Here is a 15,186-nt window from a genome sequence, read left to right as displayed (position 1 = left end):
GCGGCTTCGGCGTCGTCGACCCGGTCGGAGACGGGTCAGCGCCCGAGGGCTTCGAGCGTCTCGCGAAGCCGGTTCGCGTACCGGTCGTCCCCGAAGTACAGCAGGTGGACCAACACCGGGTAGAGCTGATAGACCTCGCGGCGCCCCTCGAAGAACCCGGCGTCGATACCCCGGGCGGCCTCGTAGGCGTCGAAGAAGGCGTCGCCGAACGATCCCGCGAAGTCGACGTACGCGAGTTCGACCTCGGCGTGGCCGAAGTAGCAGGCGGGGTCGAGAAACGCCCGGACCTCGCCGTCCCGGACCACGAGGTTCTCGTCCCAGACGTCGCCGTGGAGGAGCGATGCGGGCGGCGACGACGGGAGCAACGACTCGAGGTCCGCGGCGAGCGACTCGACGCGGGCGAACAGGTCGGCCGACAGCGCGCCCGCCGCTCGGGCCTTGGCCGCGACGGACAGCAGGCGGTGGTCGCGGTAGAACGCGGCCCACGACTCCGTCCACGGGTTCGGCTGGCGGTACGGCCCGTCGAGGGTGTCGAACGGGAAGCCGTAGGCTCGCCGCTCTTTCCGCGGGGACTCCTCGTGGAGCGCGGCGAGGTGACGGGCCGCGTCGCGTTCGGCGTCGGCGGTGTGGTCGCCGTCGCCGGCGACGTACTCTACCACCAGCAGATCGTCGCTTCCGTGGACGACCTCGGGGACGGGCAGGCCCCGATCGTCCAGAAACGCCAGCATCTCGGCCTCGACTCCGAGGGGCGTCGGGCCCGTCTTGGCGACGACGGTGCGACCGTCGGCGAGGGCAGTCCGGAAGACCGCGCCGACCTCGCCGCCCTCGAGCGCCGAGAGTTCCTCGACGGCCGTGTCGAGCGCGTCGGCGACGCGCGAGTCGACGCCGGGCTGGCTCATCGGCGCCAGACGACCGGCGCGAGCGCCGCGAGATACTCCTCGACGCCGTAGATGTGGTTGAGCATGAGGTAGGTCACGATCCCGAGAGCGAGGCTCAGCCCCCACGCGGCGGCCGCGATGCGCCCGACGCGGGCGTGGGCGGTCTCGCGGAGCTCGGCCGGCGTGTGGGTCAGCCCGAGCACGACGGCGTGGATCACGACCGGCACCGAGACCGCCGAGAGGACGATGTGGATCGCCAGCATGATGAGGTACGCGTAGTAGACCAGACCGGTCGCGTCGATGCTCTTCTCGCCGCCGCCGCCGATCTTCACGAGGTAGAGCACCAGAAACAGGAGGATGAGCCCGAACGCGGTCAGCATCGCGGCCCGGTGTTTGCGGACCTCTTCGCGGCGGATCCACCGCCACCCGAGCAGGAGGGCGGTGAGCGCGACCGTGTTGACCGCCGCGATGGCGTGGCTGAACAGGTCGGTGGTCGCCCGCGAGAGCTCCGGATAGATCGGGAGCAGTCCCGCGAACGTCCCGAGCACGAGCACGTACCCCACCGCCGAGAGAATCGCGGTCGCGGCGCGGGGGTTGTTTTTCACCCGGCGCCTCGCCGTTGCGGTTGCCATGTCCGGTGGTTGGGACTACCGGCCCAAGAGCGTTCCTGTCCGACGTTCGGCCGGCGACGAAGCGACCGCAGTCGGGCGGTTCTCCAACCCCGTTTGGGCGAATCCAAATGAACTTTCGCAAATGTTTCCGTTAAAGTGAAACCCGAACGGACGGAATCGGTAGGTATGAGCGCAGACCAGGAACAGCAGTCGATCCGCTGTCTCGTCGCCAAGGTCGGTCTCGACGGTCACGACCGGGGGGCGCACGTCATCGCCCGGGCGTTCCGGGACGCGGGGTTCGAGGTCATCTACTCCGGGCTCCACAACGCCCCGGACGAGATCGTGCAGGCGGCGGTCCAGGAGGACGTCAACGTCCTCGGCATCTCTATCCTCTCGGGGGCTCACAACACCCTGATCCCGAAGGTCATCGACGGGCTGAAGGAGTACGACGCGTTCGAGGACACGCTCGTGCTGGTCGGCGGCGTGGTCCCCGACGACGACAAGGCCGAACTCAAAGACCTCGGCGTCGCCGAGGTGTTCGGCCCCGGCACGCCGATGGAAGAGACCGTCGAGTTCGTCCGCGAGAACGCTCCACAGCGATGAGCGCGCCCGACCACGACGAACTGCTCGAGGAACTGCTGGCGGGCAAACACCGCGCGCTCGCCCGCGTCATCACCAAGATCGAAAACCGCGACCCCGGCTACCGCGAACTGGTCTCGGCGCTTCACGCCCACACCGGCGACGCCGAGGTCGTCGGCATCACCGGCAGTCCGGGCGCCGGCAAGTCGACGCTGGTCGACAAGCTCGCGGACTACTACCGCGAGCGCGGCGAGACCGTCGGGGTCATCGCGGTCGACCCCTCCTCGCCGTTCACCGGCGGGGCGGTGCTTGGCGACCGCATCCGGATGGCGAGTAACGTCGGCGACATGGACGTGTTCTTCCGGTCGATGAGCGCCCGCGGGACGCTCGGCGGGCTCTCGACCGCGACCACGGACGCGGTAAAGGCCTTAGACGCCTTCGGAAAGGACAAGATCCTCATCGAGACCGTCGGCGCCGGCCAGAACGAGATCGACGTGGTGAAGACCGCCGACACCGTGGCGGTGCTGGTCCCGCCCGAGAGCGGCGACAACGTCCAGATGCTCAAGGCCGGCATCCTCGAGATCGGCGACGTGTTCGTCGTCAACAAGGCCGACCTCGACGGCGCGGACCGCACCGTCCAGGAGCTCCGAGAGATGATCCACATGCAGACCGACCGCACCGCGAACCTCGCGACGGGCCACCACGGCGCGAGCGCGGTCTCGGACGGCGACGCCGACGAGCGGGCCGACGACGAGGGCTGGACGCCGAGCGTCGTCGAGACGGTCGCCAAGACCGGCGAGGGGGTCGAGCGACTGGTCGAGACGCTCGCCGACCACTACGACTATCTGGAGTCGTCGGGCGCGCTCGAAGCCAAGGCCCGGACCAGATACGCCGAGGAGATCCGCAACCTCCTCCGGGAGGACGTCGGACAGCTCCTCGAAGCCGAGATCGAGCGCCGCGGCGGGATGGAGGAACTGCTCGCGGACGTGGTCGCCCGCGAGACCGATCCGTACGCGGTCGCCGACGAGGTCATCGAACCGCTCGAACGGTGTCTAGAAGCGCCCCGGGAGTGAGTCGGCCCGGCCTCGGATTCCGCGCCGAGATCGAGTTGTCGGGGGTGGGTACTTGTACGCGGGAGCGATAGCGTCGGTATGGCGCCCGACCACGTCCTCGTTCCCATCGACGGCTCGCCGCTCGCTGACCGAGCGCTCGTCCACGCCCTCGAGACCTTCGACTGTCGCGTCACGGTGCTGAACGTCGTGACGCCGATCGACGAATCAATGATCGAGAGCGGCGTCCTCGACCCGAACGAGCGACGCCACACCGAAGCCCGCGAGCGCGCGGCCGAGCTGATCGAGCGGGCGGAAACCCGCGCACGGGAGGTCGATCGAACGGTCGATACCGCGGTCGAGACGGGCGACCCGGTCGAGACGATACTCGCGTACGCCGACGCCTCCGCGGTCGACCACATCGTCATGGGCGGCCACGGCGGCGAGACCGGCCTGACCGCCCGACTGCTGGGGACGGTCGCGACGAACGTCGTCGCCCGAGCGCCCGTCACGGTGACCGTCGTCCGGTAGCGCTCGCCGACCGCCGACCTATCGGAGCCCGAGAACCGACGAGAGCGTCCGGTAGAGTCCGAATCCGATCACGATCGAGGTCACGAGCGTGACGACCCAGAACGCAAGCGTCACCCCGATCTTCCGGCGGGAGACGCCGGCCGATCCGGCGGCGAGCCCGCCGCCGATGACCCCGGAGATGATGATGTTGTTGAACGAGATCGGGATTCCGAACGCGATCGCGAGCTGTGCGATGACGAACCCCGGCACGAGGGCCGCGATGGACCGCCGAGCGCCGAGCTGGGCGTATTCGCGCGAGGTCGCCTGGAGGAGCCGGGGCGAGCCCATCCACGCGCCGGCGAGGATGCCGGCCGCGCCGATCGCCAGCAGGACGATCCCGGGCGCGCCGAGTTCGACCCGGTAGAGATTTTCCAGCGGCCCCGTCGCCAGCCCGACCTGACTCCCGCCGCTGGAGAAGGCGACGACGCTCCCGAGCCCGACCAGAAACGTCCGGGTCCCCCGTTCGACGGACTGCTGTGTCCGGCGTCGGATGAACTGGAAGCCCGCGGCGGCGAACGCCAGCGTCGTGACGACGGTGAGTACGTCGACGCCGCCAACGGCGGGGGCGTCGACAGTTCGCGCGGCGAACTCCGCGACCGACGCCTGACTGACTTCCGGCGGCGAGGGGACGACGCTCAGCCGGATATGCGCGAGGATCCCCGCGACGAGGGCGGCCAACAGCGGGATGCCGACGGTGTCGGGAACGTCGTCGCGGCGCAAGACCGTGGCAGTGAGGTACGCCAGTCCGCCGGACATCGGCGGCACCAGAACCCAGAACGTCCCGATTCGGCGGTACGTCTCGAACGTCGGATCCCCGCCGAGCGAGAGCCCGACCCCGACCATCGCACCGGTCGTCGCGAACGCCGCGGGCACCGGATAGCCGGTGTAGACGCCGAACGCCATGAACCCGGTGGCGGTCAACAGCCCGGCGGTCGCGGCCAGCGGCGTGATCGCGACGCCGTCGACGAGGCCGGCGCCGACCGTCTCGGAGATGCTCCCGCCCTGCACGAACGCCCCCAGTGCGGCGAGGATCCCGATGAGGAACGCCGCACGCATCGTGGAGATCGCGTTCGCGCCGATGGCGGGGGCGAACGGCGGCGAGTTGCTGTTCGCGCCGAGCGCCCACGCCGCGACCAGTCCGGTGGCGGTGGCGAGCACGACCAGCCCCCAGAACGCCGGCGTCACGCGGCTCTCCGGACGTCACCGGGCCGGGCGCGACCGCTCGCGGGGCGGATCCTCGCTCGAACGTCCCGAAACCTCACTCTTGTGCCGGATTCGAACTCGTCGCTGTCGATCATAGAGAGACATTCTGACGGACGGACAAAAGCGTTCGCCGGTCGCGGCCGTCGCTACGAGCATTCGTGCGAAATACGACCACGAACGCAGAAAAGCCCGCGTTAGATCCCGCTCTCGAAGTCGTCGAGCGAGTAGGCGGGCTCGGCGCCGCGCCGATCGAGCGTCTCGTTGGCCAGCAGCCAGTAGACGACCGACAGGGCCTTGCGACCCTTGTTGTTCGTCGGGACGACGAGGTCGACGTTCGAAGTGTTGTTGTTCGAGTCGCACATCGCGATGACCGGGATGCCCACAGTGATGGCCTCCTTGACAGCTTGGGCGTCGCCGATGGGGTCGGTCACGACGAGCACGTCGGGCTCGATGTAGCCGTCGTACTTGGGGTTGGTGAGCGTGCCGGGGATAAACCGGCCCGTACGGGCCCGCGCGCCCACGGCGTCGGCGAACTTCTCGGCCGGGAATCGACCGTACTGGCGCGAGGAGGTGACGAGCACCTGCTCGGGGTCGTAGTTCGCGAGGAAGTCCGCGGCGGTCCGGATGCGCTCGTCGGTCTTCGAGACGTCGAGGACGTACAGCCCGTCGGTCCGGACCCGGTGGATGAACCGCTCCATGTCCTGGGTCTTCTGCTGGGTCCCGATGTGGACCCCAGCGCCGAGGTACTCGTCGACGGGGATGAGGAGGTCGGCCTCCTCCTGGTTGTCCATGACGTCCTCGTCGAGGCTCGGGCCGGCGTCCTCGACTTCGGCGTCGTCGGTCGTCTGGTCGTCGTCAGCCTCTGCCGCCACGTCGTCGTCGGCGTCGACCGACGGCTCCGCACCGGATTCGCCCTCTGCTTCGAGGTCGGTCTCCGATTCGGCGGCTTCGAGGCCTTCGTCTTCTACCTGTTCGCTCTCGTTGTCACTCATGGTGTGGAAACGTTCTGCTCGATACGGATGAGCTCGTTCAGCTTCGCGGTTCGCTCGCCGCCGACCGCGCCCGTCTTGATGTACGGGGCGGCGGTCGCCGCGGCGAGGTGTGCGATAGTCGTGTCTTCGGTCTCTCCGCTCCGGTGGGAGATGACCGGTCGGTAGCCGTTCTCGACCGCGAGCTCGACGGCGTCGACGGCGTCCGAGAGGGTGCCGATCTGGTTGGGTTTGACCAGAACGGCGTTGGCCGCCTCCTGCTCGATGCCCGTCCGGAGTCGCTCGACGTTGGTGACGAACAGATCGTCGCCACAGACCAGCGTCCGGTCGCCGACCCGGTCGGTCAGCTCGGCAAAGCCCTCGTAGTCGTTCTCGTCGAGCGGGTCCTCGACGTACGCGAGGTCGTACTCGTCGACGAGGTCGGCGACGTACGCGATCTGCTCGTCGGCGTCGCGGGTGGTCTCGCGGTAGACGTACGCCTCTTCGTCGGCGTCGTAGAGTTCGGCGCCGGCCATATCGAGGCCGAACCGAATCTCGAAGCCGAACTCCTCGGCGACGGTCTCGACCGCCGCGTCGACGAGTTCGAACGCCTCGTCGTCGTCGATCGACGGTGCCCACGCGCCCTCGTCGCCCTTGCCGGCGGCGATGCCTCGGCCGTCGAGGCGATCGTGGACCTCCTGGTGGACCGCCGCGTTGGCGAACACCGCGTCCTGGACGCTCGGGGCGCCGACGGGTGCCGCGAGGAACTCCTGAATCGCGGTCGCGTCGGCGGCGTGCTCGCCGCCGCCGACCACGTTACCGAGCGGCGTCGGGAGCTCGTCGCCCCGGAACGCGCCGCCGAGATGCTGGTACAGCGGCGTGCCGAGCACGTCCGTGGCCGCCTTCGCGGCGGCCATGCTGATCGCGACCGCGCTGTTCGCGCCGATCTCGGAGAAGTCGTCGGTGCCGTCCGCGGCCCCGAGGGTGCGGTCGACGTCGCGCTGATCGCCGACGTACACCTGCCCTTCGAGTCGAGGGACGGCGTGTTCCCGGGCCGAGGCGATGGCCTCGGTCGGGTCGAGTTCGATCGCCTCGTACTCGCCGGTCGACGCCCCGCTCGGGGCCGCCGCCCGGCCGAACCCGCCGCTCTCGGTTATCACGTCGGCCTCGACCGTCCGGTTGCCTCGGGAGTCGAGGATCTGACGGAGTCGGACCTCGCTGACCAGCGTCATCGCTCGCCTCGTCGCACCGTGAACGGAAGGACGCCGGCGTCGTACTCCTCGGCCGCGATGAGGATGGGCTCGGTCTGGTCGGTCTCGACCAGCACCGGTGCGCCGTACGACACCTGCAGGGCTCGGGCCCCGATGATGCGTGCCTTCTCGTACCGGGAGTAGCGTTGCTGAGCCATTACTGGTAGGGGGAGACGATGTCGACGAGGTCCTTGTGCGAGACGAGCATCCGGCGACAGCACTGTCGCTCGACGCCGAGTTCGTCGAGGACCTTCTCGGGGTCCTCGTCGCCCTCTTTCGTCTCGGAGCGCGCCTTGAACTCCTCCCAGTACTCCCCGACGACCTTCCCGCATGTGAAACAACGGACCGGTACCATCATGGGTTATCGGGCCTCCGTGGACCGCGGGTTTCCTGTCATGGTAATCAGCGGTAGGACTTCTGGTAGCGCGCGCGAGCGCCGGGGCCGCCCCACTTCTTGGGCTCGGAGCGCCGGGAGTCGTTGACCAAAAGCGACCGGTCGAACTCGGTGAACGCGTCCCGGAGTTCGGCGTCGCTGGTGTGCTGGACGAGTCCGCGAGCGATCGCGGTCCGAACCGCGTCGGCCTGCCCGCTGACGCCGCCGCCCTGCACGTCGATCTCGACGTCGACCGCGTCGCGGCGTTCCTCGCCGGCGATGCGGAACGGTTCGAGCATCTTCAGTCGGGCCGTCTCCGGTTCGATCAGTTCGACTGGTCGGGAGTTGATTCGCACGCGACCCTCGCCGTCCGTGACCGTCGCACGGGCGATGGCCGTCTTCTTCTTGCCGCTCGTGTTGGTTACCATGTGACGTTAGCACCCAGATTCTTGCTGATGTCGCCCAGTTGGACGAACCGAATGTTCGAGAGCCGGTCCAGCGACGTGCCCTCGAGGACCTCGCTGTCCTCGTCGTGGGGGTTGCCGACGTAGACCCGGACGTTCTCGAACGCCTCGCGCCCGCGGGTCTTCTTGTACGGAACCATCCCGCGGATCGCGCGCTTGAAGATCATGTCCGGCCGCTTGGGGTAGTACGGACCGCTGTCCGACCCAAGTTCGGCGCGCTTCTCGTAGGTCTCCATCACGTCGTCCTCGCTGCCGGTGATGACCGCGTCCTCGGCGTTGACGACGGCGACGCGCTCGCCGTCGAGCGCGCGCTGTGCGACCTGACTTGCCACGCGACCGAGAATACAGTCGCGGGCGTCGACGACGACGTCTGCGTCGAATTCTGCGATACTCATCGGATCACCCGTACGTTCGAGCCGTCGGGGTTCTGTTCGATTGCCTGTTCGAGCTTGAGCGTCTCACCGTCTGCCTGCTGAATCTTCGTCTCCGCGGTGGACGAGAAGTCCACTGCGGCGACGGTGACGTTTTTCTGCAGAACGCCGCTCCCGAGAACCTTGCCGGGCACGATGACGGTCTCGTCTTCCTCGGCGTACCGCTCGATGCGGCCGAGGTTGACTTCCGCGTGCGTGCTTCGGGGCTTCTCGAGGCGATCTGCGACAGTACTCCACACGTCGGCGCCCGAACTGCGGGCCTCCGACTTCAGATCGGCGATGAGACTGCTGAGCCTCGGATTTGTCTTGCTCATAGTGCTTCCTCCTGATGGGAATGAAAACTGAAGTGCAGGGAGCAGGATTTGAACCTGCGGACTCCTACGAGACAGCGCCCTGAACGCTGCGCCGTTGGCCTGACTTGGCTATCCCTGCACGTAGAACACACATGCAGCCCGTCGCGGGCAACTGTGTGTAGTGGGTGGCCCTTCAAACCTGTTTCGGTCTGCGTCCGCCGTCGCGCTCCCGGCTTGCGATTGCGTCGCTGGCCGGACCGGGCGAGCGGCGCCGAAACGCGGTTCGAAGTGCCCTGCATTGTTCTATAGCTGTACGGCCTGTTCGAGTTCGTCGGCGCGGGAAGCGATCGAGTCGGCCGCCGCGGTGACGAGGTCGTCGACCGGTAGCGAGCCGTCGCTCTCGACGCTGAACACGAACGCGTTGTCCACGTCGTGGACTTCGAGCTCCTTGCCGGGGTAGCGGTTCGTGAGGTCGTGGTCGAACGCCTCGGTCGGGACGAGTTCGCCGTCGTCCTCGATGACCCCGCGAAGGATGTTGGTCTCGGCCTCGTCGTAGGCGTCGCGGTCGCCGACGACCTCCACGCGCTGGAGGTGTCGGTAGCCGACGGCCACGCCGCCCTGATGTTTGGCGTGGTCTTTCCCCGTCGAGAGGACGGCGTCGGCCTCGAGTTCGAGACGCTGGCCGTCCTTCAGGTCGATGATGGGGACGTTGTCGTCGGCCGGCTGGACCATCTCGTCGGAGCTGACGAGGTCGCCCGAGTAGGCGGTCCCCGGCCCCGACACGTCGAGGCTGAGGGTGACGCTGTCGCCCTCTTCGAACTCGCCCAGCGGCGTGCTGAGCGGGACCAGACCCAGTCGGAGCCCGATCTGCTCGTCGAACATGACCGACGAGTTCTCGATGAACCGAACGGTGTCGATCGAGAGCGTCGGCACGTCGGCGATGATCGCCCGGCGGATGCCGTTGGCGAACGCCGGCGTCACGCCCCGGACGAGGAACCGGGAGTCTCGGTCCCCGCGTTCGATGAACTCAACGTCGAAGTCCTCGCTCATGGATTAGAATCCACTCTTTCCTTTCGGCGCTCGGGTGCCGTCGTGCGGGATCGGGGTCACGTCCTCGATGCGACCGATCTCGAGTCCGGCGCGGGCGAGCGCGCGGATCGTCGCCTGCGCGCCCGGACCGGGGTTCTGCTGGAGATTCCCGCCGGGGCCGCGGACCCGAACGTGGACGCCCTCGATACCGGCGTCTTTGACGTCCTCGGCGACCGTCTCGGCCATCTGCATGGCCGCGTACGGCGAGGACTCGTCGCGGTTCTGCTTGACGACGGTCCCGCCCGAGGACTTCGCGATGGTCTCGGCGCCGGTCAGGTCAGTGACCGTGATGATGGTGTTGTTGAACGATGCGTGTACGTGGGCTACGCCCCATTTGCCGTCTTCGTTTGCGCTCATTCGTTACCCTCCGATCGCGCGGGGTGAAGGTCGTCCGCCAGCGGGCTGTTCTCGTCGAACGCGACGGTGTCTTGCTCGGCGACCTCGACCTTGTACGAGGGCGCCTGAACGCGCTGACCGTCGACGGTGACGTGGCCGTGGACCACGAACTGACGCGCCTGCTGGGGCGTCTGGGCCAGCCCCTTTCGGTAGGCGACCGTCTGGAGCCGGCGCTCCAGGACGTCGGTCACTTCCAGGAGCAACACGTCGTCGAGTTCGTCGCCGTCGTCGAGGATGCCGAGTCGCTTGAGCCGCGAGACGAACTCCGAGCCCTCGGTCGCTTCGACGTCGCCCTGCGCTCGCTGGCCGAGGATGTCGCGGGCTTCCCGGCGGAAGCCGCGAAGTTCCGACTGGGCGCGCCAGAGCTCTTCTTTGTTGTGGAGTCCGTAGCGGTCGACCAGACCGCTCTCCTCGGAGATGCGCTCGCCCTGGAAGGGGTGGTTCGGCGTCTCGTACGATTTGGTGTTCTGTCCGAGCGCCATTATTCCTCACCACCCTCCTCGTCGGCGGCCTCTTCGGCGGCCTGCTCTTCTTTGATCTCCTCGACGTTGACGCCGATGGTGCCCTCCGTACGGCCGGTCGAGCGGGTCCGCTGTCCGCGGACCTTCTGGCCGCGCTTGTGGCGGACGCCCTTGTACGAGTCGATCATCTTCATCCGGTTGATGTCCTGACGACGGGTCATGTTCAGATCGTTGCCCGTCTCGTGGGTGGTCTCACCGGAGAAGTAGTCGTTGCGGTGATTCGCGAGCCATTCTGGGACCTCGTCGGCGAAGCTCTCGACGGCGTCGACGACCGAGTCGATCTTGTCGTCGTCGAGACGGCCGAACGTCGCCGTTCGGTCGACGCCCGCCTTGTCGGCGATGATGCGCGCCGCTCGGCGACCGATCCCGTTCATCTCGGAGAGGGATCGCTCGACAGTCTTCGTCCCATCGAGGTCTGTGCGCCCGATGCGAACGAAGTACTGGAGGTCCTCGTCTTCCTCCTGTGGTTCTTCCGTGCTCATAGTTGGGTACTGAAAGCGTCGAGGGAGGGATTTGAACCCTCGAGGCTTGACGCCACAGAGTTAGCAACCCTGCGCCGTGGGCCAGACTAGGCTACCTCGACACGTTTCGTGCATTCACTGTCGCCCTCTCGGACTCGGGACCCGGCGCCCCTACAGGTTTGCAACTCAACGTACCCAGGGGATACATATAAACGCAACGAATCGCCGAGGGGCGGCCGGGCCGGCGTCTCGACCTACGACTCGTCGCTGTCGGCGCTCACGTCGCCCCCGGCGTCGCGGGCTTCGAGGCTCTCGACGGTCCCCAGTCGCGCCCATTCGGTCTCGTCGCCGTCCATGTCGGCCCGTCGGACCGTCAAGTCGCTCCACCCTTCGTCGTACTCCCCGCTGATCTCGTAGCGTTCGCCCGCTCGATCTCGGGGTCGGACCTCGACCCGCAACGATTCGTCGGGGACGTAGTCGACGGGGCTGGCTCGCCCCTCGAACTCGGTCCCGTCGTCGAGTACGACGCGCACGGTGTCCTCGGCATCGACCTCTCCGAACGTCTCGGCGAGATGGCTCATACGGGACGTTGGCCCGAGAGTCGGTTAAGCGTGCGGGCCCCCGCGAGAATCAGACCTCGATGTAGTCGTCGTTGATCTCCCACTCCCCGCCCTCGCCTTTCACCATGTACTCGCCGTAGTAGGGCACCCGGTTCGCCACGGTCTCGCGGAACGTCTCGCGGATCTCGGGCTTGGTCATCGCACCCATCGGCCGCAAGTCGTCGTTGCGGTTCAGACAGCCCTTGAGGTATCCTTCGTGCGTGACGCGGACGCGATGGCAGTTCGCACAGAAACTCTCGTTCTCGACCGGGTCGACGATCTCGACCATCCCGCGGCCCGACGAGTCCGTCGGGGCGCCGGCCTCCTCGGTCGCATCATCGCCGCCCACCCAGTAGCGCCGCCGGCCGTGCATCTCTCGGATCTCGATCTCGTCGGCCTGCTCTTCGAGCCACCCGTGGACCCGGTCTATGTCGATCGCCCACTCGGGTTTGCCGGTCAGCTCGGGCATGTACTCGATGAGCTGGAGCTGGAGCCCGTCGTTGTCGGCGACGTGGTCGACCATCTCTGGCACGTAGCCCGCGGTCTTCTCGAACACGACCATGTTGAGCTTCACCGGATCGAGCCCGGCGTCGAGCGCGGCGTCGACGCCTTCCATCACGCGGTCGTAGGCGCCGCTCTCGGTCACCTCGGCGAACGCCTCGGGGTCGAGCGCGTCCTGTGAGACGTTGACCCGTTCGAGTCCGGCGTCGACGAGGTCCTCGGCACGGCCGGGCAGGAAGGTCCCGTTCGTGGTCAGCGACACCTCCATCGCGTCGGGCGTGCGTCGGATGATCTCCTCTAAGTCCTGGCGCAACATCGGCTCGCCGCCCGTGAACTTCACCTTTCGGACGTCGAACTCCCGGGCGACTTCCAGAAACCGGACGACCTCGTCGGCGGTCATCTCGTCGTCCTGTGGGTCCATCGGTCCGCGGGTGTCGCCGAGCCCCTCGTTGTGACAGTAGACGCAATCGAAGTTACAGCGGTCCGTGAGCGAGACCCGCACCCCAGACACCTCGCGCCCGAAGTCGTCCTCCAACATATGCGATCCTTTCTCGTGAGACACCTTAAAATCGCGGGCGAACGACGCCGTGCTGTAACCAAATATAGTTACATATGTGCGGCGATCCGGCCGGTGTCGTTTTCATTTTCCGGTTCGATCGCTGTCACGCCGGCGCTGGGTCGGGTCCCCACGCTTCGTCCTCACCGGACTGCACAAGCCTTATCGCTCGCTCGCACCCTACCCACCCGCATGGACGAACCAGCGGTACGCGACCTGCTCCGGGAGGTCGAGGACCCGGATCTCGGCGACGATATCGTCTCGCTGAACCTCGTCAACGACATCTCCGTGGAGGGCGACACCGTCGAGATTTCGCTCGCGCTCGGCGCGCCGTACTCCCCCAACGAGACGGCGATCGCGAATCGAGTTCGCGAGGTGCTGGCCGACCACGACCTCGAGGTCGCTCTCTCGGCGCGCGTCGACGATGACGTCGCGGCCGACGACCAGGTGCTCCCGAACGTCGAGAACATCATCGCGGTCGCGTCGGGTAAGGGCGGCGTCGGCAAGTCGACAGTCGCGGTCAACATCGCCGCGGGCCTCTCCCAACTCGGGGCGCGAGTCGGACTGTTCGACGCCGACGTGTACGGCCCCAACGTCCCGAGGATGGTCGCGGCCGACGACGTGCCGACCGCGACCGAAGACGAGACCATGATCCCGCCCGAGCAGTTCGGCGTGAAGCTGATGAGCATGGCGTTTCTCGTCGGCGAGGACGATCCGGTCATCTGGCGCGGTCCGATGGTCCACAAGGTTCTCACCCAGCTCTGGGAGGACGTCGAGTGGGGTCACCTCGACTACATGGTCGTCGACCTCCCGCCGGGGACCGGCGACGCCCAGCTCACGCTCCTCCAGAGCGTCCCGGTCACGGGCGCGGTCATCGTCACGACGCCCCAAGAGGTCGCGGTCGACGACGCCCGCAAGGGCCTGCGGATGTTCGGCAAGCACGACACCAACGTCCTCGGGATCGCCGAGAACATGGCGACGTTCAAGTGTCCGGACTGTGGCGGCGAACACGACATCTTCGGGCGGGGCGGCGGTGCGGCGTTCGCCGAAGACAACGACATGCCGTTCCTCGGCTCGATCCCGATCGACCCCTCGGTCCGGACCGGCGGCGACGAGGGCGAACCCATCGTACTCGACGAGGACAGCGACACCGGCGACGCGTTCCGCGTGCTGACCGAGAACGTCGCCAACAACGTCGGGATTATCAAACGCCGAACGCAACAGTGAGCCATGTCTCAAGACCCTGATATCGAAGGTTCCGACCCCGAACGCGCCGAACGGCTCCGGGAGATCGCCGACGACGTTCGCGGAGACTCCTCCGAGAGCGAGCAGGTCGCCGCGATGCTCTACCGGGTGAGCGACCTCTACGATCCGGACGAGGAGACGTCGCCGAAGGACATCTACTTGAACATGCGCGAGATCCTCCGGACCAAAGAGTCCTGAGCGCTATCGGAGTCGCCGGAGGCTGACGAGTCCGACCACCAGCGCCGCGGCGACGAAGACGGCGGGGACGCCGCCGACTTCGTGGCCTCGACTCAACTTCGCGCCGATGTCACGCTCGTAGCTCGCGTTCTCGTACTCGTAGTTGTCGTCCATCCACGTCGGCCGGACGGGTTCGTACGGCGCGTTCCAGACTGCCGTGTCGTCCTCGACGGTCCCGGCGAACTCGACCTGATCGATTGCGCCGTCTTCCGTCGTCATATTACCGGTGTACAACCGCGCCTCGCCCGCGATTTCTGCGTCGCGCTCGTCGAGCAGTTCGACGCTGATCGTCCGGGTGTCTCCCGGGCGAACGGAGGCGGGATACAGACTGCCGTCGGTCCCGACGGTGTGGACCATGAGCTTCGTGCTGTAGAGTTGTTCCGACGGGTTCGCCAGCGTGACGTTGGCGACGACGGACTCTTGTCCCTTAGCGGTTCCCATCGTCACCTCGACGTCGGTGATTTTCGGAGTCGGTATCGATCCGGAATCGCTGGAGTCGATCTCGCGGGTGAAATTGAACTGCGTGTGGTTTCCGTACGTCGAGAAGGTGACTGTGTGGTCGTCTTGATTTACGTTTATTCCCGGCGTGAGGTTTATTCTCTGTTTGTGGGTCTCGCCGTGGTCTAAGCGCAGGTCTGAATCGTATACGCGCTGATTGTCAACTTTTATATTATACCCAGAAAATTTATTTTCCCAGCTTACTGTATTAGTTGATCTAACTAAGATGGAGCTATCTTCTTCTTGAATAACTAATTCGTGTTTATACCCGTCGCTTCCGTTGACCGTTATAGTGGTCTCGGCATCTTCTGACAACCCTTCGACCATCATAGGCGACATAAGACTAATGGTCAACAATAGTATGGTGACCCATATGAATTCATTTCCCATAGTATTAAATTAAATATTATATAC

Annotated in this window: 22 protein-coding genes and 2 tRNA genes; 5 read left to right on the top strand and 19 right to left on the bottom strand. The window is 66.5% G+C overall.

Features of this window, described 5'->3' with window-relative positions; genetic code table 11:
* Positions 1-35: 35 nt before the first annotated feature.
* Positions 36-899 (bottom strand): fructosamine kinase family protein, encoded by an 864-nt coding sequence (locus EPL04_RS02415; RefSeq protein ID WP_134669095.1) that lies wholly within the window; start codon positions 897-899, stop codon positions 36-38.
* Entirely contained in the window at positions 896-1,510 is a 615-nt protein-coding gene (locus tag EPL04_RS02410) for a DUF420 domain-containing protein (protein ID WP_134669093.1), read from the bottom strand. The genes EPL04_RS02415 and EPL04_RS02410 overlap by 4 nt, the downstream gene beginning before the upstream one ends.
* 165 nt (positions 1,511-1,675) lie before the next feature.
* Between EPL04_RS02410 and EPL04_RS02405 the strand changes: the two genes are divergently transcribed.
* The 3 genes from EPL04_RS02405 (at position 1,676) to EPL04_RS02395 (ending at position 3,648) form a co-directional block, all read left to right on the top strand.
* Complete coding sequence (locus EPL04_RS02405) at positions 1,676-2,092, top strand: cobalamin B12-binding domain-containing protein (protein WP_134669092.1); 417 nt, start codon at positions 1,676-1,678, stop codon at positions 2,090-2,092.
* The gene (meaB, locus tag EPL04_RS02400; RefSeq protein ID WP_134669090.1) at positions 2,089-3,141 is read left to right on the top strand and encodes a methylmalonyl Co-A mutase-associated GTPase MeaB; all 1,053 of its coding nucleotides are present in this window, start codon (positions 2,089-2,091) and stop codon (positions 3,139-3,141) included. The genes EPL04_RS02405 and meaB overlap by 4 nt, the downstream gene beginning before the upstream one ends.
* A 78-nt stretch (positions 3,142-3,219) precedes the next feature.
* Entirely contained in the window at positions 3,220-3,648 is a 429-nt protein-coding gene (locus tag EPL04_RS02395; RefSeq protein WP_134669088.1) for a universal stress protein, read from the top strand.
* Positions 3,649-3,666: 18 nt separating this feature from the next.
* Here the strand turns inward: EPL04_RS02395 and EPL04_RS02390 are convergent, their stop codons facing one another.
* The 16 genes from EPL04_RS02390 to moaA form a co-directional block, all read right to left on the bottom strand.
* Positions 3,667-4,872, bottom strand: a complete 1,206-nt coding sequence (locus EPL04_RS02390; protein ID WP_134669086.1) for an inorganic phosphate transporter — start codon at positions 4,870-4,872, stop codon at positions 3,667-3,669.
* Positions 4,873-5,084: 212 nt separating this feature from the next.
* The gene (rpsB, locus tag EPL04_RS02385) at positions 5,085-5,882 is read right to left on the bottom strand and encodes a 30S ribosomal protein S2 (RefSeq protein ID WP_134669084.1); all 798 of its coding nucleotides are present in this window, start codon (positions 5,880-5,882) and stop codon (positions 5,085-5,087) included.
* Entirely contained in the window at positions 5,879-7,090 is a 1,212-nt protein-coding gene (gene eno, locus EPL04_RS02380) for a phosphopyruvate hydratase (RefSeq protein ID WP_134669082.1), read from the bottom strand. Before eno ends, rpsB begins: the two co-directional genes overlap by 4 nt.
* A complete protein-coding gene (locus tag EPL04_RS02375) occupies positions 7,087-7,266 on the bottom strand; it encodes a DNA-directed RNA polymerase subunit K (protein ID WP_134669080.1) in 180 nt (59 codons plus the stop codon). The genes eno and EPL04_RS02375 overlap by 4 nt, the downstream gene beginning before the upstream one ends.
* Positions 7,266-7,466 (bottom strand): DNA-directed RNA polymerase subunit N, encoded by a 201-nt coding sequence (locus EPL04_RS02370; protein WP_134669078.1) that lies wholly within the window; start codon positions 7,464-7,466, stop codon positions 7,266-7,268. Before EPL04_RS02370 ends, EPL04_RS02375 begins: the two co-directional genes overlap by 1 nt.
* A gap of 44 nt (positions 7,467-7,510) precedes the next feature.
* Positions 7,511-7,909 carry a 30S ribosomal protein S9 gene (locus EPL04_RS02365; RefSeq protein ID WP_134669076.1) on the bottom strand — a complete coding sequence of 133 codons (399 nt, stop codon included), beginning with the start codon at positions 7,907-7,909 and terminating at the stop codon, positions 7,511-7,513.
* On the bottom strand, positions 7,903-8,340 hold the full coding sequence (locus EPL04_RS02360; protein WP_134669074.1) for a 50S ribosomal protein L13: 438 nt from the start codon (positions 8,338-8,340) through the stop codon (positions 7,903-7,905). Before EPL04_RS02360 ends, EPL04_RS02365 begins: the two co-directional genes overlap by 7 nt.
* Positions 8,337-8,690 (bottom strand): 50S ribosomal protein L18e, encoded by a 354-nt coding sequence (locus tag EPL04_RS02355; protein WP_134669072.1) that lies wholly within the window; start codon positions 8,688-8,690, stop codon positions 8,337-8,339. Before EPL04_RS02355 ends, EPL04_RS02360 begins: the two co-directional genes overlap by 4 nt.
* Positions 8,691-8,723: 33 nt before the next feature.
* Positions 8,724-8,808 (bottom strand) — tRNA-Leu (locus tag EPL04_RS02350).
* A 164-nt stretch (positions 8,809-8,972) separates the two neighbouring features.
* Positions 8,973-9,719: a DNA-directed RNA polymerase subunit D gene (locus EPL04_RS02345; RefSeq protein WP_134669070.1), complete on the bottom strand. Its 747-nt coding sequence runs from the start codon at positions 9,717-9,719 to the stop codon at positions 8,973-8,975.
* Between the two features lie 3 nt (positions 9,720-9,722).
* Positions 9,723-10,115, bottom strand: coding sequence for a 30S ribosomal protein S11 (locus EPL04_RS02340; protein ID WP_134669068.1), 393 nt, complete (start codon positions 10,113-10,115; stop codon positions 9,723-9,725).
* Positions 10,112-10,636 (bottom strand): 30S ribosomal protein S4, encoded by a 525-nt coding sequence (locus tag EPL04_RS02335; RefSeq protein WP_134669066.1) that lies wholly within the window; start codon positions 10,634-10,636, stop codon positions 10,112-10,114. Before EPL04_RS02335 ends, EPL04_RS02340 begins: the two co-directional genes overlap by 4 nt.
* Entirely contained in the window at positions 10,636-11,157 is a 522-nt protein-coding gene (locus EPL04_RS02330) for a 30S ribosomal protein S13 (protein ID WP_134669064.1), read from the bottom strand. The genes EPL04_RS02335 and EPL04_RS02330 overlap by 1 nt, the downstream gene beginning before the upstream one ends.
* A 16-nt stretch (positions 11,158-11,173) precedes the next feature.
* Positions 11,174-11,258: transfer RNA gene (locus EPL04_RS02325), tRNA-Ser, on the bottom strand.
* Between the two features lie 132 nt (positions 11,259-11,390).
* A complete protein-coding gene (locus tag EPL04_RS02320; protein ID WP_134669062.1) occupies positions 11,391-11,717 on the bottom strand; it encodes a hypothetical protein in 327 nt (108 codons plus the stop codon).
* Positions 11,718-11,766: 49 nt separating this feature from the next.
* Positions 11,767-12,774 carry a GTP 3',8-cyclase MoaA gene (gene moaA / locus EPL04_RS02315; protein WP_134669060.1) on the bottom strand — a complete coding sequence of 336 codons (1,008 nt, stop codon included), beginning with the start codon at positions 12,772-12,774 and terminating at the stop codon, positions 11,767-11,769.
* 210 nt (positions 12,775-12,984) lie between these two features.
* On the opposite strand from moaA, the gene EPL04_RS02310 reads away from it, so the two are divergent.
* Together EPL04_RS02310 and EPL04_RS02305 are read left to right on the top strand one after the other, a co-directional pair.
* A complete protein-coding gene (locus tag EPL04_RS02310; protein WP_134669058.1) occupies positions 12,985-14,019 on the top strand; it encodes an Mrp/NBP35 family ATP-binding protein in 1,035 nt (344 codons plus the stop codon).
* 3 nt (positions 14,020-14,022) lie between these two features.
* Positions 14,023-14,235 (top strand): hypothetical protein, encoded by a 213-nt coding sequence (locus EPL04_RS02305; RefSeq protein WP_134669057.1) that lies wholly within the window; start codon positions 14,023-14,025, stop codon positions 14,233-14,235.
* Between the two features lie 3 nt (positions 14,236-14,238).
* On the opposite strand, the gene EPL04_RS19140 is transcribed toward EPL04_RS02305, so the two are convergent.
* Positions 14,239-15,162 carry a hypothetical protein gene (locus tag EPL04_RS19140; RefSeq protein ID WP_245154516.1) on the bottom strand — a complete coding sequence of 308 codons (924 nt, stop codon included), beginning with the start codon at positions 15,160-15,162 and terminating at the stop codon, positions 14,239-14,241.
* Between the last annotated feature and the right edge of the window lie 24 nt (positions 15,163-15,186).

The organism is Halorussus marinus (assembly GCF_004521895.1).
Lineage (GTDB): Archaea > Halobacteriota > Halobacteria > Halobacteriales > Haladaptataceae > Halorussus > Halorussus marinus.
The sequence above is the reverse complement of the archived record's forward strand: the minus strand, read 5'-3'. Positions and strand labels throughout refer to the sequence as shown.